Raw genomic sequence first — 21028 nt, forward strand, 5'->3', positions numbered from 1 at the left:
TTAGCCGTTCATAGAGTCGAAGAATTCCGAATTGGTTTTGGTCTGTTTGAGCTTCGAGTTCAGGAACTCGATCGCATCGGTTGTGCCCATCGGATTGAGGATACGGCGCAGCAGATAGGTCTTCTGCAGATCCTTCTGCTCGACGAGCAGATCCTCTTTCCGGGTGCCCGATTTGAGAATATCCATGGCCGGGAAGACGCGTTTATCCGCAACCTTGCGGTCGAGAACGATCTCGGAGTTCCCCGTCCCTTTGAATTCCTCGAAGATGACCTCGTCCATGCGCGAACCGGTATCGATCAGCGCGGTGGCAATGATGGTCAGCGACCCGCCCTCTTCAATATTTCGTGCCGCGCCGAAGAAACGCTTCGGACGTTGCAGCGCGTTGGCATCGACACCACCTGTCAAAACCTTGCCCGAGCTCGGCACAACGGTGTTGAACGCACGGCCCAGACGCGTGATCGAATCGAGCAGGATCACCACGTCACGCTTGTGTTCAACGAGGCGCTTGGCCTTTTCCATCACCATCTCGGAGACTGCGACGTGGCGCGTTGCCGGTTCGTCGAAGGTGGAGGACACAACCTCACCCTTCACGGAACGCTGCATATCGGTCACCTCTTCCGGACGTTCGTCGATCAGAAGAACGATCAGATAGCATTCGGGATGGTTTCTCGCGATCGAGGTCGCGATATTCTGCAGCAGGACGGTCTTACCGGTACGCGGCGGCGCCACGATAAGCGAACGCTGCCCCTTCCCGATCGGCGCCACCAGATCGATGATCCGTGCCGAGCGGTCCTTGATCGTCGGATCTTCGATCTCCATTTTCAGGCGCTCATCGGGATAGAGCGGCGTCAAGTTGTCGAAGGCAACCTTGTGGCGCGCCTTTTCGGGCGCTTCATAATTGATCTGCTCGACTTTGGTCAGCACGAAATACCGCTCGTTCTCGCCCGGAGAGCGGATAATGCCCTCAACGGTATCACCCGTGCGCAGCGCGTGCTGGCGGATCATGTCGGGCGAGACATAGATATCGTCCGGACCCGGCAGATAGTTTGCCTCGGTCGAGCGCAGGAAGCCGAAACCGTCCTGCAGAACTTCCAGAACCCCGTCCCCACCAATGGTGATATCATCTTCCGCATGCGCCTTCAGCAGCGCGAACATCATCTCGCCCTTACGCATCGTCGAAGCGTTCTCGATCTCCCACTCCTCGGCCATGGCCAGAAGCGCCTTCGGGCTTTTCGCCTTCAGATCGAACAGGTTCAAACGCTCGTCTTCGGGATGCGGACGTTCTTCGGTCATGAATTCCCCTCGTTTCCGGACCAGCCGGAAAGAAATCTCGATATAAACGGAGTGACTCCCGCTCAGGACGAGCGGGGTTTTGTCATCCGCTAGATCAAATTGCGCCTCGAGTCAACGATTGCCTAGAACTTCACGATCACAGCCAGCACGATCAGGACCATGAAGAGCGTCGGCAGCTCGTTCATCAATCGATAGGTCCGGCCGCTATGCCGGTTCTGCCCTTTCACGAAATCTATGCGGCGTCCGGACAGCCAGTGATGGAACCCCGTCATCCCGATCACGGATGCGGCTTTCACCCAAGACCATGCCATCGTCCAATCGACCACTCCGGGGATCATTACCAAGCAGAGCCCGAAAAACCACGATGCGATCATCGCCGGGGTCATGATCGCCTTCAGAAGAAGCCGTTCCTGATGCTGGAACAGCTGGTCCATATCAGACCCTCGGGTGACGCCCTGCTTTCTTAGCCCTTCGACGTGATAAACATAGAGCCGCGGCAGATAGAACAGACCGGCCATCCACGCCAGAACCGAGATCACGTGGAACGCTTTGATCCATGGATAATGGATTGCGAGAAAATCCTGCACGGCTGTCAGCATGGTCCGGTCTCCGGTGTTAGGCGCCGACCCCTCTCTAAATATAAAAGTAATATTAAGAAAGAATAGAAGATGATTATAGGCCCTGTGGATACTGTGGATCCACGGATATTCCCTGATTTATCCACAGTGGATAAGCTATTTACCCACATTGCGAATAAACCAAGCCCCAATTGCGAAATTATTTATATTTTCAAGACTTTGCAAAGTTTGCAAACCCCGATTCGGGTTGTGGATAATATGGTGGGAAAACTTTGCCCCAATGAGTCGCTCACAGCAAGGGGAAGACTCAATTCACAGGTGGAAGACTCACCCTGAGACTTGACAGAACCGGCCATAAATTGTGGAGAAAACCCGAGGTCGGGGTTATCCCCCGTTTTATACAGACGGTTACCGAGAGGCTTATCCACATGACTATCCCCATTCTCTTGGCATCCCAATCCGAAATCCGGGCTCAATTGCTGCGCAATGCGGGGCTGGAAATTGTGGCCAAACCCGCCCGTATCGATGAGGAGATGATCCGTGCCTCGATGGAGGCCGAAGGCGCACCGCCGCGCGATATCGCGGATTTTCTCGCCGAGATGAAAGCCAAGAAGCTCTCACGCAATCTGGCAGGGGTTATGGTTCTGGGCGCTGATCAGGTTCTTGATCTCGATGGCCGGATCTTTTCCAAGCCGGAGACGCCCGAAGAGGCGATGGCGCATCTGGCGGCGCTCTCGGGCAAAACGCATAAACTTCTCTCCGCCGCTGTCATCGTGCGCGACAACGAGCCCCTGTGGCGGCATATCGGTGTGGTGCGGCTGACGATGCACGAGCTGTCCGAGGCCTTCATTAAGGATTATGTCACTCGAAATTGGGACTCGATCCGCCATGCGGTGGGCTGCTACAAGCTCGAGGAGGAAGGCGTGCGCTTGTTTTCCAAGGTGGAAGGCGATTACTTCCATGTTCTGGGGCTGCCATTGATGGAGCTTCTGAACTGGCTGCGTGCGCGGGGGGAGCTGACGACATGAGCCATAAAAAGATCCCGCTTGCAGGGGTGATCGGTCATCCGATCTCGCATTCGCTGTCACCGGCCTTGCATGGCTACTGGCTGCGCCAATACGGGCTGGCAGGACATTATGTGCCGATGGATGTGGCACCGGAGGATCTCGAACCCGTGCTGCGCGGTCTGCACAAGGCGGGGTTTGTGGGCTGCAACATCACCATTCCGCATAAGGAGGCCGCGCTTGCGCTCGCCGATGAGGTCACCGAACGCGCGCGACTGATCGGGTCGGCCAATACGCTGGTTCTGGGCGCGGATGGCCGCATCCATGCCGATAACACCGACGGGTTCGGGTTCATTGCCAATCTGAAGCAATCCGCCCCCGAGTGGGAGCCCGGCGCGGGTCCGGCGGCTGTTCTCGGCGCGGGTGGGGCATCACGGGCGATCATTGTCTCGCTTCTGGAGGCGGGCGCGCCGGAAATCCGTCTCTGCAACCGCACAAGGGCGCGTGCCGAAGCGCTTGCCGAAGCCTTCGGTCCCAAGGTGAAGGTCTATGATTGGGCTGATGCCGCGTCGATTTTCGACAGAGTGGCTACAGCGATCAACACCACATCTCTAGGTATGGCAGGCCAGCCACCTTTTGATATCTCTCTTGATCTGCTGCCAGCAACTGCTCTGGCCGCCGATATCGTTTATGTGCCTCTGGTGACGGCCTTCCTGCAGAAGGCGCAGGCGCGGGGCTGCAAGATCGTTGATGGTCTGGGCATGTTGCTGCATCAGGGCCGTCCGGGGTTCGAGCGCTGGTTCGGCCAGACACCCGAGGTGACAGATGCCCTGCGCGCGGAAGTGCTGGGCAAATGAGCCGTCCCTTCATCTTGGGGGTAACCGGCTCCATCGGGATGGGAAAATCGACGACGTCATCCTTTTTTATGAATAACGGTGTGCCTGTTTGGGATGCGGATGCCACCGTGCATCAGCTCTATGGCAAGGACGGCGCCGCAGTGGCGCCTATTGCCGCTCTTTATCCGCAAGCAGTAGTAGACGGGATGGTGGATCGCGGTGCTCTCAGGGAAGTGCTGAAAGCCGATCCCGCTGCCCTTGCCCGTATCGAGGCTATCGTCCATCCGCTCACGGCGGCCTCGCGCATGGGGTTTGTCGCAGACCATGCCAATGCACCGATCCTGCTTCTTGATATTCCGCTCCTGTTCGAGACCGGCGCGGATCAGGTCTGTGACGCCGTTCTGGTGGTCACGGCCCCGCCCGAGATCCAGCGCGCGCGTGTTCTTTCACGTGGAACAATGTCACCCGAGCAATTCGAGATGATCCGTGCCAAACAGCTGCCGGATGCCGAAAAACGCGCCCGCGCCGATTATGTCATCGAGACACTGGACCTTGAAACCACGGCCCGAGATGTGCGACGCCTCATAGACCAGATCAGGGAGAAGCCGCATGCGTGAGATCGTTCTCGATACCGAAACCACGGGGTTCGAGCCGAATGAAGGCCACCGGATCGTCGAGATCGGCGCGGTGGAGCTTTTCAACCATATGCCGACGGGCAAGACCTATCATCAATATATCAATCCCGAGCGCGATATGCCGACCGAGGCGTTCCAGGTTCATGGGCTGGGTGAGGAATTCCTGTCCGACAAGCCCAAATTCATCGAGATTGCTCAGGATTTTCTGGATTTCATTGGACCGGATTCAAAGCTCGTGATCCATAATGCGAAGTTCGATATGCGTTTTCTCAATGCCGAACTGGGCTGGGTCAAAAAACCGTTGATCGCCGATGACCGCGCGGTCGATACGCTTGCCATGGCGCGACGCAAGTTCCCGGGCTCGCCTGCGACGCTCGATGCGCTCTGCCGCCGGTTTTCGATCGACAACTCCTCGCGGACGCTGCACGGCGCGCTTCTCGATAGTGAAATTCTGGCCGAGGTCTATCTCGAACTGATCGGTGGCCGCCAGCCAGGCTTCGGTCTGAACCTCGAACAGGGTGGCCAAACAAGCGGCCCCTCCGAGATCTGGCGACCCTCGCCGCGCCCTCATGTTCTGCCCTCGCGGCTGACCGATGAAGAGGCTGCGGCCCACGCCGCCTTCATCGCCAAACTGGGCGAGAATGCGATCTGGAAACGCTGACTATTTGGTAAAACATTGGCTGATCGTTATTTTTTCGTTCAATTCAGAGAGGAAATAGCGTAAAGCCCAGCCCGAGTGAGGGGTCTGGGAGGAAGCCATGCTTGATTTTACCGCGATGCGCGCGCAGCTTGCCGAGGTTTACGATCTGACACCCTCGGTCGAGCTGGCGCAATCCATGTCCGATATTCACGCGAAGATGGATCGGGTGATCCCGTTTCCGGATTTCGTGCGCTACGCGCCCTATATCGCCGCGATCAACAAGTTGAAAGCCGAGAAAAATGCGGTCATTCTGGCGCATAACTATATGACGCCGGAGATCTATCACGGAGTGGCAGATGTTGTGGGTGACAGCCTGCAACTGGCCATCGAGGCCACCAAGGTCGAGGCCGAGATCATTGTCCAGTGCGGCGTGCATTTCATGGCCGAGACCTCGAAGATCCTCAATCCGGCCAAGATCGTGCTGATCCCCGATGTCGAGGCGGGCTGTTCGCTGGCGGAAAGCATTACCGCCGACGGTATCGCGCAGATGCGCGCAAAATATCCGGGTGCGCCTGTCGTGTCCTATGTGAACACCACCGCCGAGGTGAAGGCCGCCTCCGATATCTGCTGCACTTCATCCAATGCCGCGCAGATCGTGGCAGCTCTTCCTGAAGACACGATCATCATGACGCCGGATCAGTATCTGGCGCAGAACGTGGCCAATATGGTGCCGCAGAAAAACATCGTCTGGTGGGAGGGCTCCTGCATCGTGCACGAGCAATATACACCGGAAGATATCAATGAATTCCGCGCTATGAATCCCGACACCACGATCATCGCGCATCCTGAATGCCCGCCTGACGTGGTCGATGCTTGCGATTATTCCGGTTCGACCAGCGGGATCATCGACTATGTCACCACCCATAAGCCGGCCAAGGCAATGCTGGTGACCGAATGCTCGATGGCATCTAATATATCGGATGCCCTGCCCGAGATCGAATTTACCGGCCCGTGCAATATGTGCCCCTATATGAAGAAGATCACGCTCGAGAAAATTCTCTGGGCTCTGCATACGGGCAGCGAGGCGGTCGAGGTCGATCCGCTGGTGGCCGGTAAGGCGCGCATCGCAGTCGAGCGGATGATCGAGCTGTCCAGGGCTGTCACGAAGTGACCATCCATCGGACGGACCGCGTCGTGATCGTCGGTGCGGGGCTTGGCGCGCTTTATGCGGCCTTGCGTTTGGCACCGCAGCCGGTGGTGTTGATTTCGCCCGAAAAATTGGGCGAGGGGGCATCTTCCGCTTGGGCACAAGGCGGAGTTGCGGCGGCGATGGATGCCTCCGACAGCCCTGAAGCTCATGCCCGCGATACTGAAATCGCTGGGGCAGGGACCGTCTTGCCCGAGATCGCGAACATGGTGACGGCAGAAGCCGCGCGTCATATCCTCCAGCTGACCGATATTGGCGCACCATTCGACCGCGACGCACAGGGCGGCTATGTCATGTCGCGCGAGGCGGCCCATTCGGCGGCACGTGTGGTGCGCGTGAAAGGCGATCAGGCAGGGCGCGAAATAATGCAGAGCCTGATTGCCAAGGTGCGCGCCACGCCGTCGATCCAGGTGCTTGAAGGCGTGATGGCAGTCGATCTTCTGACGACGGGGAAGCGGGTAACGGGGGTGCGCCTGACCCGCGCGGACCAGCCTTCGGGGAGCCTCGCTATCCATGCGCCTGCGATCCTGCTGGCAGGGGGAGGTTCCGGCGGTCTTTACGCGGTCACCACCAATCCGGCACGAATCCGAGGGCAGGTGATCGGCATGGCCGCGCGGGCAGGGGCGGTGATTGCCGATGCCGAATTCGTGCAGTTCCATCCTACCGCCATCGCGGTCGGGCTGGACCCTGCGCCGCTGGCAACCGAGGCCCTGCGCGGCGAAGGCGCGATCCTTGTGAATTCGCTCGGTCAGCGCTTCATGCTGGGTGAACATCCCGATGCCGAGCTTGCACCGCGCGATATCGTGGCGCGGGCCGTCTACCGTGAATATCAGGCAGGGCGCGTGCCCGTTCTGGACACGCGGCAGGTGCTGGGCGCCGAGATCCATGCGCGGTTTCCGGCTGTGGCGCAGGCCTGTATGGCGGCGGGGATCGATCCTGCAGTGCAGCCCATTCCGGTGGCACCGGCCGCCCATTACCATATGGGCGGGATTGCGGTCGATGCGCAGGGGCGCAGTAGCCTTGACGGGCTCTGGGTCTGCGGCGAGGCTTCTTCCACCGGTTTACATGGTGCCAACCGTCTGGCCTCGAACGGGCTTCTGGAGGCGCTCGTCTACGGCCGGATCTGTGCCGATGATATCGTAGAAGGGCTCTCTGCCCGCTCCGCGCCGGAGCTGGTGCTCGAGTTTCCGCAAGGCGGCAGCCAGCCCGATATGGCGAAAATCGCCCGATTGCGGCAGGCAATGACCGATGGGGTAGGGGTCGTGCGGAACCGCGATGGGCTAGAGGCGACAATCAGGACGCTTCAGATGCTCTCGCAGGGAGAAGAGAATACCGCTTTGCGCAATATGCTGGCCACGGCAACCCTGATCGCCTGTGCCGCTCACGGGCGCCGCGAGAGCCGTGGCGGGCATTTCCGCGCGGATTACCCGCAGCCCGATCCGGCGCAGGCCAATCGCAGTCTGATGACGCTTGCCCAAGCGGAGGCGCTGCGCGATGCAATCACCCTCGCGCAGCAACCCGCGTGATCATTTCACGAGATCTTTGAACTCGCCCAGCACGGCCTCATAGACCCCGCGTTTGAACGGCACGATCGAGGCGATCAGCTCGGCCGAGCTTTTCCAGCCCCATTCCGAGAATTCGGGATGTTCGGTTGCGATGTTGAAGGCGCTATCGTCGCCCAGATAGCGGAAGGCGAACCATTTCTGTTTCTGGCCGCGATATTTACCGCCCCATGCTTTGCCCAACAGTTCTTCGGGCAAGTCATAGGTCACCCAGTCTTCGGTCTTGGCCAGCTTCTCGACCAGATCCGCCGTTACGCCGGTCTCTTCCCAGAGCTCGCGCAGACCGGCTTCCTTGGGTTTCTCGCCATCGTCGATACCGCCTTGCGGCATCTGCCATGCGTCTGCCTTGCTATCGATGCGCTTGCCCGCCCAGATCAACCCGTCCTTATTGATCAGCACGATGCCGACACAGGGGCGATAGGGGAGAGTGCTATAATCCTGCATATCCGTCGTCCTTGAAAGAAAAGGGGCCCCGCAGGGCCCCGATTGGTCATTTTTTGGCATCGGCCTTTTCGGGTGTTGCGGCCGGCGCCTCGGTCGCATCTTCGGCGGCTTTGGTTGCCACTTCCGGTGCGATGGCGCTCAGGCCCTTGAGAATGTCGATGGCGTAGGCAAGCTGGTAGTCTTCCTTGCGCAGCTCCGCCGCATCCTCGGCCCGCTTCATCTCTTCCTCGGCCTGCTTCTTCTCGTCATCGGTCATCGAGTCATTGCTCAGCACGCCGCGCAGATCCGCTTCCGACCGCATCTGGTTGCTGTCGGTATTGGCCTCATCATCCGCATTCGCGACCGGCGTGGGCTGTGCCACGACGATATCGGGCGCGATGCCCAGCGACTGGATAGAGCGCCCCGATGGCGTGTAATAGCGCGCGGTGGTCAGACGCATCGCGCCTTCATTCTTGATCGGCATGACGGTCTGGACCGAGCCCTTGCCGAAGCTCTTCTCGCCCACCACGATGGCACGGCGGTGGTCCTGAAGCGCACCGGTCACAATCTCGGAAGCAGAGGCCGAGCCGCCATTGATCAGGATCACGATCGGCTTGCCATCAGCCAGATCGCCCGGCGTGGCGTTGAAGCGCTCGCTATCCTCGGGGTTACGTCCACGGGTCGAAACGATTTCGCCCTTGTCGATGAACGCGTCAGACACCTTGATCGCCTGCGTCAGCAGACCACCCGGGTTGTTGCGCAGATCCAGCACGAAGCCCGAGACCTTGTCCATACCGCCAGCTTCCTCGACCATCTTGTCGAGCTGGTCTTTGAGGTTCGGATAGGTCTGGTCGTTGAAGGTCGAGATCCGCAGAACCACGGTCGAGCCTTCCAGACGTCCTTTAACGGCCGCCATTTTGATGGTGTCGCGGGTCATCGTCACATCGAACGGGTCCTGCTCGCCCTTGCGCGCGATGGTCACGGTGATCTCGGAACCGACGGGGCCGCGCATCAGGTCAACCGCCTGATCGAGCGTCAGGCCAAGCAGGCTCTCGCCATTGACATGGGTGATGAAATCGCCGGTCTTCAGGCCCGCTTCGGCGGCAGGGGTGCCATCCATCGGCGAGACGACCTTCACGAAGCCATCTTCCTGCGTGACCTCGATCCCGAGACCGCCGAAGCTGCCGCGGGTCTGGACCTGCATATCCTGATAATCATCGGGCGGCATATAGCTCGAGTGCGGATCAAGCGAGCTGAGCATGCCGTTGATGGCCGCTTCGATCAGCTTCTTGGAGTCGACCTTCTCGACATAGTCCTTGCGGATACGGTCGAAAATATCGCCGAACAGGTCCAGTTGCTCGTAAGTGGCGGCCGAGTCATCCGCTTCCTGCGCCATCAGGGGCGCGGCAATCTGCGTGGAGAGCAGGACCCCTGCGACTGTTCCGCCCAGAGCCGCCATGACCAGTTTTCTCATCCTAACCTCAATCCCGTCCTGTCATTTCGAACCATGAACAAACCAATCAGCAGGATCAATCGGCTCATCGCCCTTGCGTAATTCCATATAAAGCGTTTCCGTTCGGTCGGCGCTACTGCCTTTGACGGCGCTGTCGACAAAATCGACACCGAATTCACGGGCGCTCGGCTCTTTGCCACCCATCATGCCCAATGCACCGCCTTGCGGCACAACGTCACCCGTTTCTCCATACACGGTTCCAAGGCCCGCCAGAACCAAAAGATATCCGTCGGATGGTTCGATCACCATCACATTTCCGTAGTCGAGAAGTGGGCCGAGGTAACGAATAGTTGCGGGCCAGGGCGCGGTAACCAGCGCCGATGGGGCGGTGGCGATCACCCAGCCGGGGCGACGGATGCCTGCGGCATCGGCCTCGTTATACTTGCGCAGGACCGACCCGATCACCGGTAGCGGCAGGGTGCCCATCGCCGACTGGAAATTGGTCATCGGCGCACCGATATCGCTATCCAGATCGAGAATGCCGCTGGCAAAGCTTTCCAGCGTATCGGCGCTCTGCACCAGCTGCTGCAGGTCCTCGGGCGTTTCCAGATAACGACCGGGCAGGGCCTCGCGCTTGGCAATCGCCTCGGCCAGCTGGGTGCGGGCGGTCTGGACCGACTCCATGCCCTTGGCCAGCACGTCGATCGCGCCCTGCTGGATATCGCGCATCTGCTTGATCTCGTTAAGCTTTACCGAGAGATCCTTGGCCTGTTCCTGCAAGGCCGGTGTCACCGCACCGAGGATCATCCCTGACCGCGCGGTGCCCACCGGCCCTGACGGGTGTAACAGAAGCATCGGACCGTCGGTCTGTTGCATCGTGGTCATCACGCCCAGTAGCCTGCCGATCTCATCGCGCTTTCCATCGAAGCTCTGCTTGATCTCGGCTTCACGGATGGCCAGCCGCCGCAGCCCGTCGCGCAGCGCGCTCAACCCGTGCTCATAGGCATTGATCGTGGCGGTCAGGCTCTCGATCCGCTCGGCTTTGGTCTTTGCCCCATCCATCGCCGCAATCGCGCCGCGCAGGTTTTCAGCCGCCTGCAACGCATTATCCATCGCCGGATTGGTCGCGGCACCGGCCCCCTGAGACAGGAGGCCGGACAGAAGAACCGTGGCAAGAAACCGGAAGCCGAACTTCATCAGAGGTCGATCAGGCTCTGGCCGGTCATCTCTTCCGGCACAGGCAGACCCATCAGGCCCAGCAGCGTTGGCGCCAGATCGGCCAGACGGCCTTCATGCAGCTTGGCACCTTCCGGCCCGCCCACCAGTGCCACCGGCACCAGATTGGTGGTGTGCGCGGTATGCGGACCGCCGGTTTCGGGGTCGATCATCGTCTCGCAATTGCCGTGATCGGCGGTGATGATCATCGCGCCACCCGCCTTTTCGAGCGCCTCGCGCACGCGCCCGATATCGCGGTCGATCTCCTCGCAGGCCGCCATCGCCGCCTCGAGCGAGCCGGTATGGCCCACCATATCGCCATTGGCATAATTCACCACGATCAGGTCATAGCCCTTCTCGATGGCTTCCACGAATTTGTCGGTCACCTCGGGGGCGGACATCTCGGGCTGCAGGTCATAGGTCGCCACTTTCGGCGATTTCGGCATGAAGCGGTCCTCACCCTCCCACGGCTCTTCCTTGCCGCCATTGAGGAAGAAGGTCACATGCGGATATTTCTCGGTCTCGGCCAGATGGAACTGCGTCTTGCCCTGTTTCGAGACCCATTCGCCCAGCGTATTGACGATCTTCGCCTTTGGATAGGCGGTGGTCATATAGGCGTTATGGCTATCCGAATACTCGACCATGCCCAGCAGGGCCGCCCATTCGGGACGTGCCGAGGTGTCGATGCCTTCTTCCGCAAACTCGGGTTCGGCCAGCGCCTTCAGGATCTCGCGTGCGCGGTCGGCGCGGAAGTTCAGGCAGAAGAACCCGTCGCCGGATTTTGTGCCCTTGTAATCGCCAATGACGGTCGGCGCGATGAATTCATCCATCTTGCCCCCGTCATAGCTCTGTTTGACTGCCGCCTGCGGCGTCTCGGCATGGGACACATCGCCCGAAGCTTTGGTGATCGCGTCATAGGCACGGCCCACGCGCTCCCAGCGGTTATCGCGGTCCATCGCCCAATAACGGCCGATCACGGTACCCACGGTGGCGCCTTCGGGAAGGCGGTCCATCAGGTCATCCATGAACCGTGCGGCACTATCGGGGGCCACATCGCGGCCATCGGTGATCGCATGGAGCACAACCGGCACGCCCGCCTCGGTCAATGCGCGGCAGCCTGCCAGCACATGCTCGATATGGCCATGCACACCGCCATCGGATACCACGCCGATCAGATGCGCGCTCCCGCCCGAGGCTTTCATCTTCTGGGTGAAATCCAGAAGCGCCTCATTCTTGAAGAAAGACCCGTCCTCGATCGCCAGATCGATCTGGCCCAGATCCATTGCCACCACACGACCCGCGCCGATATTGGTATGCCCCACTTCCGAATTACCCATTTGGCCGGTCGGTAGGCCGACATCGGGACCGAAGGTGATCAGCGTCGATTTCGGGCTCTCCGCCCAGATCCGGTCGATATTCGGGGTCTTGGCAAGGGCAGGAGCGTTACCGGTCGTCTCGGCGCGTTCGCCCCAACCGTCAAGAATGCAAAGAACAACGGGTTTGGGATGGGTCATGGCGGCCTCTTTCAAATCAGCAGGTTCTGCATAAGCGTTCTACTGCCATGCGGCAAGTTTATCGATGCGGATCATTCATATTGTCGCGTCAGGCAGGGGTAAAAAGCAGCCGCGCGGATTTTGGCTCGGAGCAGGGGATTTCGGTCAGCAGAGACATCTCGAACAGGGTCTCCAACGCTTTGTCGGGCGCATCTGCATAAGACCGGCGCAAGTCGAGAATGATCGCGCCGCCCTTCCGCAATGTATTTTGGAATAACTCAATATAAGGCGTAATAGGGTAGTGGAACCCACAAGATATAGTTGATATTACAAGATCAGCATGGAGGCCAGCAAGTTGCTCGGGCGTTTTGCGCGGGTTGATAGCGCGCACCAGCCGTGCACCGTTTTCCCGAAGAAGGCCGGAGGCTTCTGCAAGCGAGGCATAGCCCGCACCGCTTTCGGCCCAGAAGTGATACTGCTCACGGGTTTCCTCGATATCGACCAGAAGGAAAGCGGGATCGAATTCGATCAGGAAGAACAGATCCCCCAGCGCCTGCCCGCATCCGATATCGATGATGGATTTCGGGACGATCTCGGCCTTGGCAAGCGCTTCGGAAAGCGGATCGTAATCCGCTTTGATCTCGGCCAAGATCGCTTCGAAAATTTCGCGGCGATTGGCGGAGGTCTCTAGGATCAGGGGCGTAGGATTTCCTTCAGCCCAAGCCTTCTGTGCCTGTTTCGAGATATGCTTGGTGCGCTGATAGCCCAGAAGCGCCATGCCGCGCGGCGAGAGCGCCTTGTCCGAAATCGTCTGGAACTCGGGATCGCCCGCCATCTGTCTGATCAGACGCGATGATAGGGGGTGCCTGCCAGAATCTGGCCCGCACGATAGATCTGCTCGGTCAGCATGACGCGCACCAGCATATGGGGCCAGACCATCTGTCCGAAGCTGATCGAGAAGTCCGCGCGCTGCCGGAGCGATGGGTCGATCCCGTCGGCGCCACCGATGATGAAGCAGACATCGCGGGCCTGATCGCGCCAATTCCCGAGCTTATCGGCGAAGTCGGGAGAAGAGATGATCTGCCCACGTTCGTCCAACGTGACGATAGCCGCGCCATCGGGAATGGCCCGCTCCAGCAGTTTGGCTTCCTCGGCCATGCCCAGATTGCGCTTGTCTTCAACCTCAACAACAGAAGCGGACCCTAGCCCGAGGCTACGGCCCGCTTTGTTGAAACGGTCGAGATAGTCCGTAATCAGTGTCAGCTCGGGGCTTTTACGAAGCCGGCCCACTGCAAGAACAGTCAGTTTCATGATGTTACTGGATCAGCTGGCGTCGCTGGTCGGCACCCACATTTTTTCGAGCTGGTAGAACTCTCGCACCTCGGGACGGAAGACATGCACGATCACATCGCCCGCATCGACCAGAACCCAGTCGCCCGCATCCTTGCCTTCGATCTTGCAGAAAACGCCGAATTCTTCTTTCAGGCGCTCGCTCAGCTTTTCCGCAATAGCGCCGACCTGACGGCTGGAACGGCCCGAGCAAATCACCATATGGTCCGAAATCGACGAACGGCCTGCTAGGCTGATCGTGACGACTTCCTCAGCCTTGTCATCGTCGAGCGAGGTCAGGACGCATTGAAGGATTTGATCGCTTTTCAGGTTGGTATTGGCCACGGTATCAGCAGTCATAGGCACCACCATTGCACCGGTGTCGACCGCTGCGAGTTCAGGATGAGACAGGACATAGTCCTCCGAAAGTTGCACGCCGTCCAAGCCCCGACGCTAGGCATATTGTCAAAATAGCATCTGCGGATAGAAATCTCAACTTTGGTAGGCGCAAATTCCTTACTACAAGCAAAACAGGCTCAAATCTGCCGTAGGCGGCGATCCCGTGCCAGTGCGCGCTGCTCGGCGCGATCAAGCCGAATGAGAATATTCTGAAGCGTTTCTCCGCGTGCATGACTGCGTGACCAGATCTTGTGGCAGGATTTGGCAGACCACGGTAAAGCCGCTTGTGCAACCCATCGCCGCAAAGCGGCGGGTAGGGCGTCATAATTCTGCATCGCGTTGGATTTGTTCGGCCTTTTAAGCTTTGTCGATCCCAGGTTTCCTGCCATTTTCAAGCCCATTTTAGTAATGATATATCATATCTATAATCGGCTTGAAATCTGGTGTCGAGAGACCAGAATGAAGCCGCCCTGAGGGCGGCTTCGGTTAGTATCGGCCTTAGAAATCTTCCCAATCGTCATTTAAATCCGGTCCGTTCACCTGCTTCTTGGTCACGGGCGCCGGTTGGGGTTTGGGTGCCGGAGGTGCCATCGGCTTTTGGGCGCGCGGCGGGGCAGCGGGCTTGGACGCGGGTTTTGGCGCAGCCGGCGCGCTTTTCCAAGAACCACTGCGATCGGTGCTACTTGCAGTCGTGGATCGCAATTTGAATTGTGCCGTCGAGCTGCGCAGATCCACGGCTGCTGCGGTTAGCTCTTTGCTGGCCATCAGGGTATCCTGGAACAGGGCAGTATTCTGTTGGCTATTGGCATCAAGATGGGCCACAGAGTTATTGATCTCGGTCACTCCAGAGGATTGCTCGGTCGCGGAACGGGCAATATCGGAGACGTGATGCGAGATCCGCGACACAGAGGCGGCGATGCGCTGTAATGCACTCCCTGCTTCGTTCACCATGGTAGCACCCTTTGACACATGATCGCCACTTTCGGAAATCAGGGTGTTGATCTCACGCGCTGCCTCGGAGGATCGCTGGGCCAGTGCCCGCACTTCGGAGGCCACGACTGCGAAACCACGTCCCGCTTCGCCCGCGCGGGCAGCTTCGACACCGGCATTAAGTGCCAGAAGGTTGGTCTGGAAGGCGATATCGTCGATGACATCGATGATGCGGGAAATCCGGCTCGAGCTGTCCTGGATCTGTTGCATGGCATCTACGGCCTGTGAAACCACGTCCCCACTGCGTTCGGCCTCGCCGCGTGCTTCCTGCACGACCTTGTCCGCCTCATTGGCACCCTGAGCCGCCTGCTGCACCGAAGATGTCAGCTCCTGCAGGGCTGCAGCGGTTTCTTCCAGCGTTGCTGCCGTGGTTTCGGTTTTACGGGCAACATCTTCCGAGGAAACCGTGATATCATGGCCCTGGCGCTCTATCACTGCCGCTGTTGCACTAATCGTTCCAATCAGACCTTCCAGTTTCGTCACTGTCCGGTTGAAGTCGTTGCGGAGGGCCTCATATTCGGAGGGGAATACGGTGTCGATGCGTTGGGTCAGATCCCCTTCAGCCAACGCAGTAAGGGCGATTGCCAGTTCGGACACGACCTTGCGTTGCTTCTCGGCATGAGCTTCACGCTCGGCTTCGGTTTCGGCCCGCATGCGTTCGCGCTCGGCTTGATCAGCAGCTTTGCGCTCCATCTCGCGGCGTTCGGCTTCGATGGCTTCCTGTTCATGAGCACGGCGGTCGGCTTCGGCCTGAGCCTTCACCGCTTCCTGTTCGGCTTTCTGTCGGTTGGCCTCTTCCTCCATCTCCGCGCCACGGCGGATGGAAAGCTGGAAGGTTTCGACAGCCCGGGCCATCTCTCCGATTTCGTCTTTCTGATGGGTAAAGGGAATGGCATTATCGACGTCACCATCGGACAGGGCGCCCATACGCTCCTTGAGGCCACGGATCGGGGAAGTAATGGACCGCGCGATAAGCCAGCAGACCGCTCCGACAAAAAGGAAACCGGCAATGAAAATTGCGGCCGCGATGTTGCGGATCTGCGCAATCTGCGCCTGAATATCCGCGATGTAGGAGCCTGTCGCGACGACCCAACCCCAAGGCTCGAAAGCACGGGAATAGCTGATTTTCGGGATCTGTTCGTCCGCACCATCGCCGCCAGTCCGTTTGGAGCTGTAATGTAGCAGGCCACCACCCTCTGCGGCGAGCTTACCCAGATCGCGGTAGACAAACACGCCGTTCGGATCCTTGAACTGGCTCTGGTCCTCGCCTGCACGTTGCGGGTCGCGTCCATGCGCGACGAGTTTCAGGTCCTTGCTGAACGCGAACAGATAGTTGCCATCGTCGTAACGCGCTGCATTCAAGATACGCGCGCCCTCAGTCTTGGCCTCTTCAAGCGTCCGTTTTCCGGCGGTGACCTCGGTCTGCAATGCGGCAAGCTGGCTGACACTGCTATCCACGACATCGCGCAGATGGGCCTCACGCATGTCATAGGTATTGCTGACCATGAAGCTGAACATCGTCACGGCGATGGCCAGACTCGTCAGGACGGAGAACCCAATAATCGAATAAATCCGCGTCGAGATTCGCAGATTCGAAACAAACGTCATGACAACACTCCTGAAATCGTCGGGAGTAGTCTTAATGCTCAGATATGAATCCTTCCTTTCCGCTCTGGGGAATAAGTGATCAAACCTGTATTTTCTTTATATGTTCTGGCAGTTTTCAAGAGAAAAACCCGCCCTGAGAGAGGCGGGTTTCCAGAATACACTTAAAGAGCGAGACTCACGCGTTCCACGCTTTGTCCTCGCCACCGATACCGCCGATCTGCACGCGGGTCGGCAGACCGATCCGGTCGAGGATCGTGAAGAAGGGTTTGGGATCCAGCTCCTCGACGTTCTTCATCGTCTTGGCATCCCATTCACCCGAGGCGACCAGCATAGCGGCCGCCACTGGCGGCACACCCGCGGTATAGGAGATGCCCTGCGAGCCCACTTCCTCATAGGCTTCCTTGTGATCGGCGACGTTATAGACGAACAGCTCCACATCCTTGCCGTCTTTCGTGCCCTTTACCAGATCGCCGATGCAGGTCTTGCCGGTATAGTCGGGTGCCAGCGACGACGGATCGGGCAGCACCGCCTTCACCAGTTTCAGCGGCACGACGTCCTGACCTTCGGCGGTTTTCACCGGCTGTTCGGACAAGAGACCCAGCGAGTTCAGAACCGTGAAGACATTGATATAGTGGTCGCCGAAGCCCATCCAAAAGCGCACATCGGCCTGCGGATAGTTAGTCGCCAGCGAGTGCACCTCGTCATGACCCGACTGATAGGCCTTGGACGGACCGACCACCGGAAGATCCCAGGTCTTGCCGGAGGCAAACATCGAGGTTTCCTTCCATTTCTGGTCTTCCCAGTAATAGACGGTGCCGGTGAATTCGCGGAAATTGATCTCGGGGTCGAAATTGGTCGCGAAATATTTGCCATGCGAGCCCGCGTTGATATCGACGATATCGATCGATTTCACCTCGTCCATCTGGTCGATGGCAAACCGCGCAAAGGCATTCACAACACCCGGGTCAAAACCTGCGCCCAGAATAGCGGTGATGCCTTTTTCGGTGCAGGTGTCGCGGCGCTTCCACTCGTAATTGGCATACCACGGCGGGGTCTCGCAGATCTTCTCGGGTTCTTCATGGATGGCGGTGTCGATATAGGCGGCACCGGTCTCGATGCAGGCATCGAGCACATACATATTCACGAAGGCGGAGCCCACATTGATAACGATCTGCGCATCCACCTTGCGGATCAGCTCGGCCACGGCGGCGGTATCGCGCGCATTGACCTCATGGGTGCCGAACGTGCCGTCGAGCTTCATCGCGTTCTTCTCGCGAACGCTGGCAACGATCGCGTCGCATTTCGACTTGGTGCGCGATGCGATATGCAGATCTCCGAAAACATCGTTGTTCTGGGCGCATTTATGCGCCACGACCTGCGCCACGCCACCGGCACCGATGATGAGCACGTTCTTTTTCACTTCGGCTGTCTCCTTTTTCTCTTGGACAGGGGAAGGGGGCTTTTAACCCTCAGGACAACGAAGACCGGTAGTCTTCGTAGGTGAATTCACGGACCGGCGTGATGGAGCCGTCCTCTTCGCGGATGGCAATGGCGGGCATGGCCACACCGTTGAACCAGTTCTTCTTGACCATCGTATAGCCTGCCGCATCGGCAATGCTGATACGGTCGCCAATTTCCAGCGGCTTGTCAAAACGCGCATCGCCAAAGATATCGCCGGCCAGGCAGGTCTTGCCCGCGATTTGATAGTCATGCGTGCCGCCCTGCGGCAGTTTCGCCGTTTCGCGATAGATCAGCAGGTCCAGCATATGCGCCTCGATCGAGCTGTCGACAATGGCGACCTTCTTGCCGTTATCGACAATGTCCAGCACCGTCACTTCAAGGCTTGCGGTCTTGGTGATCGACGCCTCGCCCGGCTCGAGATAGACTTGCACGCTGAGGTTTTCGGAAAACGCCTTCAGACGCGCGGCCAGCTTTTCAAGCGGATAGCCCTCGCCGGTGAAATGGATGCCACCGCCAAGGCTGACCCAATCAAGCTTTTTCAGGAAGGAGCCGAATTCGGTCTCGATCCGCGTCAGCTGGCGGTCGAAAAGGTCGAAATCGCCGTTTTCGCAATTGTAATGGACCATCACGCCGGAAATTCGGTCAAGCGCGCTTTCCAGCCGCTCCAGGTCCCATTCGCCCAGGCGCGAGAACTGCCGTGCGGGGTCCGCAAGATCGAATCCCGAGGTCGAAAACCGCGGATTCAGCCGCAGACCGGACTGGATGCCCTTGGCCTGCGCCTTGGCGGCAAAGCGGTCGAGCTGGCTCAGTGAGTTGAAAATGATCTTGTCGGCATAGGAAATCGCCTCGTCGATCTCGTGATCGGCCCAAGCCACGGAATAGGCATGGGTTTCCTTGCCGAATTTCTCGTGCCCCAGATGCAGCTCGTAAAGCGAGGAGGACGTCGTGCCATCCATATGGTCGCGCATCGTGTCGAAGACCGACCAGGTGGCAAAGCACTTGAGCGCCAGAAGCGCCTTGGCGCCCGACAGCTCCCTCAGGCGGGCAACCTTTTCCATGTTCTGGACCAGCTTCGCGCGATCAAGCAGATAGAAAGGCGTTTGCATAGGGCATCTCCGGCTACGGGACAGTCGTTTGGCCATATAGGGCCGATGCGACCCGCCCGCAAGCGAAGCCTTTGTAACGAAGGCACCGAAGCAGCGCCCTAATCGACCCTCAGGCGGGCAGGCTCGACCGCCAGCGTATACCCCTTGCGGGCGATATTGCGCACCAATAGCTCGGCCACCAGCTGGTTGCCCAGACTGTCGCGCAGGCGCTTGATCCGCGTGGCGCCGGCGGATTCCTCGCAATCGGTTTCGGGCTTGCCGGTAATCATCGCCTCGATCTGGGTGCCTGTCAGGATGTCGTCATCCAGCCGCGCCTCGGCCAGCACGGCCAGCGTCTCGATCGCGGCGGGAGTGAGGGTGAATCCCATATCATTGAGCATCACCATGTTTTCCGCTCGCAGGATGCGTAGCGATTGCACCTCGATCCCCTGACGGCTGATCTCGGCCATGCGCTTGTTCTGGGCGATGATCATGATCAGAAAGACCAGCGCCACGACCAGAAGCGCTGTGGCAAAGACCAGAAGGATGAAAATGATCATTCGGTAGCTTTGCAGCACTTCGGAAAATGCGGTGCCCGATTGCGCCAGCACCTCCAGAAGCCGCAGCTGGGTGGGTTGGGTCAGTGCGTCATTGGCAACAAAAATCTGCTCGACCCGCGTGTTGAAGGCATCCGCATCCGGCAGCGCCAGAAACAGCAACGCCGCCGCCAGACCCAGAATCGCGGTGATCGCCACGACTCCCCAGACCAGCGCGCGCTGGCCCGCCCTGAGCCCTTCAGTAACGGAGGAAATAGCTTCCCGCACTTTGCTTCCTTTTTTCCAACCCCTCGTCCCCGAAGGTGGAGACGATATTCAAAAGCGTCCAGCCGCCACGCTTGAGGCGCGGAGCCAGCTCGGCCCGCGCCGCGTCACGGCTGCAGGCAGTGTCAGGGAGTTTCGCAACCCCGTAATGCAGCCGCAAGGGATCGTCCTGCTTGGCCTTGTAATCGGCATAACAGTCCGCCTGCGCCGGTGCTGCTATAGCGCATATGAGCGCGAGGATCAGAAAGAGATGTTTCATAGGCCGGATCTTGCGCAACTGTGCTTTGCCATTCAATAGCAAAGGCTTTTTGCGCGGATGTTATCCGATGACAGAGGCCCGATCCGTGCCATTCTGCCTATGTTATCCGATGACAGGGGGCTGATATTGCCTGTCTTGCAGCCAGAGGGGCATCTGGTCCCATCCGCTTCGGGGTCCTTCCGAAGCCTCTTTATCAGGAGTTCGATCATGTCCCTCGCGACCCGCATCATCGCCGCCACCACCGCGCTGGCCCTCAGCCTCACTGCCGTCTCGCCCGCGGCCGCCATGGATGCCGACCAGAAGAAGGCGCTCGGCATCCTTATCGGAATCGGCGCGGCCGCCGTGCTGATCGACAAGATGAACGACAAGGATGACAAGAAGAAAGACCATCAGCCGAAGCGCCCCGTCTATGGCTGGGAGAACAACCGCGATAACCATTTCAGTCGTGACCGTTATGATAACCGCCGCGATGATCGCCGCGATAGCCGTTTCGATCGTGGCCCGAGCTATTCGCAATCCTGCGTTTCGAAGGTGCGCACCCCGCGCGGCTGGAGCGAGGTTGTCGACAAGCGCTGTGCCGACCATACCGCCGACCGCCGCCTGCCGCAGAATTGCGTGATCGACATCCGTCAGGACGGGCGCCGCCAGCAGGTTTACGGCCAGAACTGCCTCGAGGATCGCGGCTTCCGCATGAGTCGTCGCTAAGGGATCGCCGCTAACGGATCATTGTCGGGAGG

The 21028-nt window shown here is 59.1% G+C and carries 22 protein-coding genes; 7 read left to right on the forward strand and 15 right to left on the reverse strand.

Annotated features, from left to right (window positions below; translation table 11 throughout):
* The gene (gene rho, locus ABEB22_RS05345) at nt 1-1293 is read right to left on the reverse strand and encodes a transcription termination factor Rho (RefSeq protein WP_339113908.1); all 1293 of its coding nucleotides are present in this window, start codon (nt 1291-1293) and stop codon (nt 1-3) included.
* Between the two features lie 122 nt (nt 1294-1415).
* On the reverse strand, nt 1416-1892 hold the full coding sequence (locus ABEB22_RS05350) for a CopD family protein (protein ID WP_339113907.1): 477 nt from the start codon (nt 1890-1892) through the stop codon (nt 1416-1418).
* A 407-nt stretch (nt 1893-2299) separates the two neighbouring features.
* Between ABEB22_RS05350 and ABEB22_RS05355 the strand changes: the two genes are divergently transcribed.
* The 6 genes from ABEB22_RS05355 (at nt 2300) to ABEB22_RS05380 (ending at nt 7719) form a co-directional block, all read left to right on the forward strand.
* Nucleotides 2300-2899 (forward strand): Maf family nucleotide pyrophosphatase, encoded by a 600-nt coding sequence (locus tag ABEB22_RS05355; RefSeq protein ID WP_406870997.1) that lies wholly within the window; start codon nt 2300-2302, stop codon nt 2897-2899.
* Complete coding sequence (locus ABEB22_RS05360) at nt 2896-3732, forward strand: shikimate dehydrogenase (RefSeq protein ID WP_406870998.1); 837 nt, start codon at nt 2896-2898, stop codon at nt 3730-3732. Before ABEB22_RS05355 ends, ABEB22_RS05360 begins: the two co-directional genes overlap by 4 nt.
* Nucleotides 3729-4328 (forward strand): dephospho-CoA kinase, encoded by a 600-nt coding sequence (coaE, locus tag ABEB22_RS05365; protein WP_406870999.1) that lies wholly within the window; start codon nt 3729-3731, stop codon nt 4326-4328. Before ABEB22_RS05360 ends, coaE begins: the two co-directional genes overlap by 4 nt.
* Nucleotides 4321-5007, forward strand: a complete 687-nt coding sequence (dnaQ, locus tag ABEB22_RS05370) for a DNA polymerase III subunit epsilon (RefSeq protein ID WP_339113903.1) — start codon at nt 4321-4323, stop codon at nt 5005-5007. The genes coaE and dnaQ overlap by 8 nt, the downstream gene beginning before the upstream one ends.
* Nucleotides 5008-5104: 97 nt before the next feature.
* A complete protein-coding gene (gene nadA, locus ABEB22_RS05375) occupies nt 5105-6157 on the forward strand; it encodes a quinolinate synthase NadA (RefSeq protein WP_406871000.1) in 1053 nt (350 codons plus the stop codon).
* Nucleotides 6158-6159: 2 nt separating this feature from the next.
* The gene (locus ABEB22_RS05380; protein WP_406871126.1) at nt 6160-7719 is read left to right on the forward strand and encodes an L-aspartate oxidase; all 1560 of its coding nucleotides are present in this window, start codon (nt 6160-6162) and stop codon (nt 7717-7719) included.
* Here ABEB22_RS05380 and ABEB22_RS05385 read toward each other — a convergent pair whose 3' ends face one another.
* The 13 genes from ABEB22_RS05385 to ABEB22_RS05445 form a co-directional block, all read right to left on the reverse strand.
* Nucleotides 7720-8199, reverse strand: a complete 480-nt coding sequence (locus ABEB22_RS05385; protein WP_350936752.1) for an RNA pyrophosphohydrolase — start codon at nt 8197-8199, stop codon at nt 7720-7722. It lies immediately after the preceding gene.
* Between the two features lie 46 nt (nt 8200-8245).
* Nucleotides 8246-9652 (reverse strand): S41 family peptidase, encoded by a 1407-nt coding sequence (locus tag ABEB22_RS05390; protein ID WP_339113900.1) that lies wholly within the window; start codon nt 9650-9652, stop codon nt 8246-8248.
* A 21-nt stretch (nt 9653-9673) separates the two neighbouring features.
* The gene (locus tag ABEB22_RS05395; RefSeq protein WP_406871001.1) at nt 9674-10828 is read right to left on the reverse strand and encodes a murein hydrolase activator EnvC family protein; all 1155 of its coding nucleotides are present in this window, start codon (nt 10826-10828) and stop codon (nt 9674-9676) included.
* On the reverse strand, nt 10828-12360 hold the full coding sequence (gene gpmI, locus ABEB22_RS05400; protein ID WP_350936758.1) for a 2,3-bisphosphoglycerate-independent phosphoglycerate mutase: 1533 nt from the start codon (nt 12358-12360) through the stop codon (nt 10828-10830). The genes ABEB22_RS05395 and gpmI overlap by 1 nt, the downstream gene beginning before the upstream one ends.
* An 88-nt stretch (nt 12361-12448) precedes the next feature.
* Nucleotides 12449-13174, reverse strand: coding sequence for a hypothetical protein (locus tag ABEB22_RS05405; protein WP_406871002.1), 726 nt, complete (start codon nt 13172-13174; stop codon nt 12449-12451).
* Between the two features lie 8 nt (nt 13175-13182).
* On the reverse strand, nt 13183-13650 hold the full coding sequence (rlmH, locus tag ABEB22_RS05410; protein ID WP_350936760.1) for a 23S rRNA (pseudouridine(1915)-N(3))-methyltransferase RlmH: 468 nt from the start codon (nt 13648-13650) through the stop codon (nt 13183-13185).
* Nucleotides 13651-13662: 12 nt separating this feature from the next.
* Nucleotides 13663-14028 (reverse strand): ribosome silencing factor, encoded by a 366-nt coding sequence (rsfS, locus tag ABEB22_RS05415; protein ID WP_339113894.1) that lies wholly within the window; start codon nt 14026-14028, stop codon nt 13663-13665.
* A 176-nt stretch (nt 14029-14204) separates the two neighbouring features.
* Nucleotides 14205-14468 carry a DUF6525 family protein gene (locus ABEB22_RS05420; RefSeq protein ID WP_350936763.1) on the reverse strand — a complete coding sequence of 88 codons (264 nt, stop codon included), beginning with the start codon at nt 14466-14468 and terminating at the stop codon, nt 14205-14207.
* Nucleotides 14469-14565: 97 nt separating this feature from the next.
* A complete protein-coding gene (locus ABEB22_RS05425) occupies nt 14566-16665 on the reverse strand; it encodes a methyl-accepting chemotaxis protein (protein WP_406871003.1) in 2100 nt (699 codons plus the stop codon).
* A gap of 175 nt (nt 16666-16840) precedes the next feature.
* A complete protein-coding gene (locus ABEB22_RS05430; RefSeq protein ID WP_406871004.1) occupies nt 16841-18085 on the reverse strand; it encodes a saccharopine dehydrogenase family protein in 1245 nt (414 codons plus the stop codon).
* 49 nt (nt 18086-18134) lie between these two features.
* Nucleotides 18135-19232 (reverse strand): carboxynorspermidine decarboxylase, encoded by a 1098-nt coding sequence (gene nspC / locus ABEB22_RS05435; protein ID WP_406871005.1) that lies wholly within the window; start codon nt 19230-19232, stop codon nt 18135-18137.
* A 98-nt stretch (nt 19233-19330) separates the two neighbouring features.
* Nucleotides 19331-20035, reverse strand: coding sequence for a hypothetical protein (locus tag ABEB22_RS05440; protein WP_339113890.1), 705 nt, complete (start codon nt 20033-20035; stop codon nt 19331-19333).
* Nucleotides 20007-20291, reverse strand: coding sequence for a hypothetical protein (locus ABEB22_RS05445; protein ID WP_339113889.1), 285 nt, complete (start codon nt 20289-20291; stop codon nt 20007-20009). The genes ABEB22_RS05440 and ABEB22_RS05445 overlap by 29 nt, the downstream gene beginning before the upstream one ends.
* A gap of 207 nt (nt 20292-20498) precedes the next feature.
* Here ABEB22_RS05445 and ABEB22_RS05450 point away from each other — a divergent pair, with 207 nt between their 5' ends.
* Entirely contained in the window at nt 20499-20996 is a 498-nt protein-coding gene (locus ABEB22_RS05450; protein ID WP_339113888.1) for a hypothetical protein, read from the forward strand.
* Nucleotides 20997-21028: the final 32 nt, after the last annotated feature.

Origin of the sequence: Thioclava sp. 'Guangxiensis' (genome assembly GCF_045348365.1) — a bacterium.
Lineage (GTDB): Bacteria > Pseudomonadota > Alphaproteobacteria > Rhodobacterales > Rhodobacteraceae > Thioclava > Thioclava kandeliae.

What these genes read in the sequence shown, in the direction of transcription:
- rho (WP_339113908.1), bottom strand. Translation starts at nt 1,293, where the DNA reads ATGACCGAAGAACGTCCGCATCCCGAAGACGAGCGTTTGAACCTGTTC.
- ABEB22_RS05350 (WP_339113907.1), bottom strand. Translation starts at nt 1,892, where the DNA reads ATGCTGACAGCCGTGCAGGATTTTCTCGCAATCCATTATCCATGGATC.
- ABEB22_RS05355 (WP_406870997.1), top strand. Translation starts at nt 2,300, where the DNA reads ATGACTATCCCCATTCTCTTGGCATCCCAATCCGAAATCCGGGCTCAA.
- ABEB22_RS05360 (WP_406870998.1), top strand. Translation starts at nt 2,896, where the DNA reads ATGAGCCATAAAAAGATCCCGCTTGCAGGGGTGATCGGTCATCCGATC.
- coaE (WP_406870999.1), top strand. Translation starts at nt 3,729, where the DNA reads ATGAGCCGTCCCTTCATCTTGGGGGTAACCGGCTCCATCGGGATGGGA.
- dnaQ (WP_339113903.1), top strand. Translation starts at nt 4,321, where the DNA reads ATGCGTGAGATCGTTCTCGATACCGAAACCACGGGGTTCGAGCCGAAT.
- nadA (WP_406871000.1), top strand. Translation starts at nt 5,105, where the DNA reads ATGCTTGATTTTACCGCGATGCGCGCGCAGCTTGCCGAGGTTTACGAT.
- ABEB22_RS05385 (WP_350936752.1), bottom strand. Translation starts at nt 8,199, where the DNA reads ATGCAGGATTATAGCACTCTCCCCTATCGCCCCTGTGTCGGCATCGTG.
- ABEB22_RS05390 (WP_339113900.1), bottom strand. Translation starts at nt 9,652, where the DNA reads ATGAGAAAACTGGTCATGGCGGCTCTGGGCGGAACAGTCGCAGGGGTC.
- ABEB22_RS05395 (WP_406871001.1), bottom strand. Translation starts at nt 10,828, where the DNA reads ATGAAGTTCGGCTTCCGGTTTCTTGCCACGGTTCTTCTGTCCGGCCTC.
- gpmI (WP_350936758.1), bottom strand. Translation starts at nt 12,360, where the DNA reads ATGACCCATCCCAAACCCGTTGTTCTTTGCATTCTTGACGGTTGGGGC.
- ABEB22_RS05405 (WP_406871002.1), bottom strand. Translation starts at nt 13,174, where the DNA reads ATGGCGGGCGATCCCGAGTTCCAGACGATTTCGGACAAGGCGCTCTCG.
- rlmH (WP_350936760.1), bottom strand. Translation starts at nt 13,650, where the DNA reads ATGAAACTGACTGTTCTTGCAGTGGGCCGGCTTCGTAAAAGCCCCGAG.
- rsfS (WP_339113894.1), bottom strand. Translation starts at nt 14,028, where the DNA reads ATGACTGCTGATACCGTGGCCAATACCAACCTGAAAAGCGATCAAATC.
- ABEB22_RS05420 (WP_350936763.1), bottom strand. Translation starts at nt 14,468, where the DNA reads ATGGGCTTGAAAATGGCAGGAAACCTGGGATCGACAAAGCTTAAAAGG.
- ABEB22_RS05425 (WP_406871003.1), bottom strand. Translation starts at nt 16,665, where the DNA reads ATGACGTTTGTTTCGAATCTGCGAATCTCGACGCGGATTTATTCGATT.
- nspC (WP_406871005.1), bottom strand. Translation starts at nt 19,232, where the DNA reads ATGCAAACGCCTTTCTATCTGCTTGATCGCGCGAAGCTGGTCCAGAAC.
- ABEB22_RS05445 (WP_339113889.1), bottom strand. Translation starts at nt 20,291, where the DNA reads ATGAAACATCTCTTTCTGATCCTCGCGCTCATATGCGCTATAGCAGCA.
- ABEB22_RS05450 (WP_339113888.1), top strand. Translation starts at nt 20,499, where the DNA reads ATGTCCCTCGCGACCCGCATCATCGCCGCCACCACCGCGCTGGCCCTC.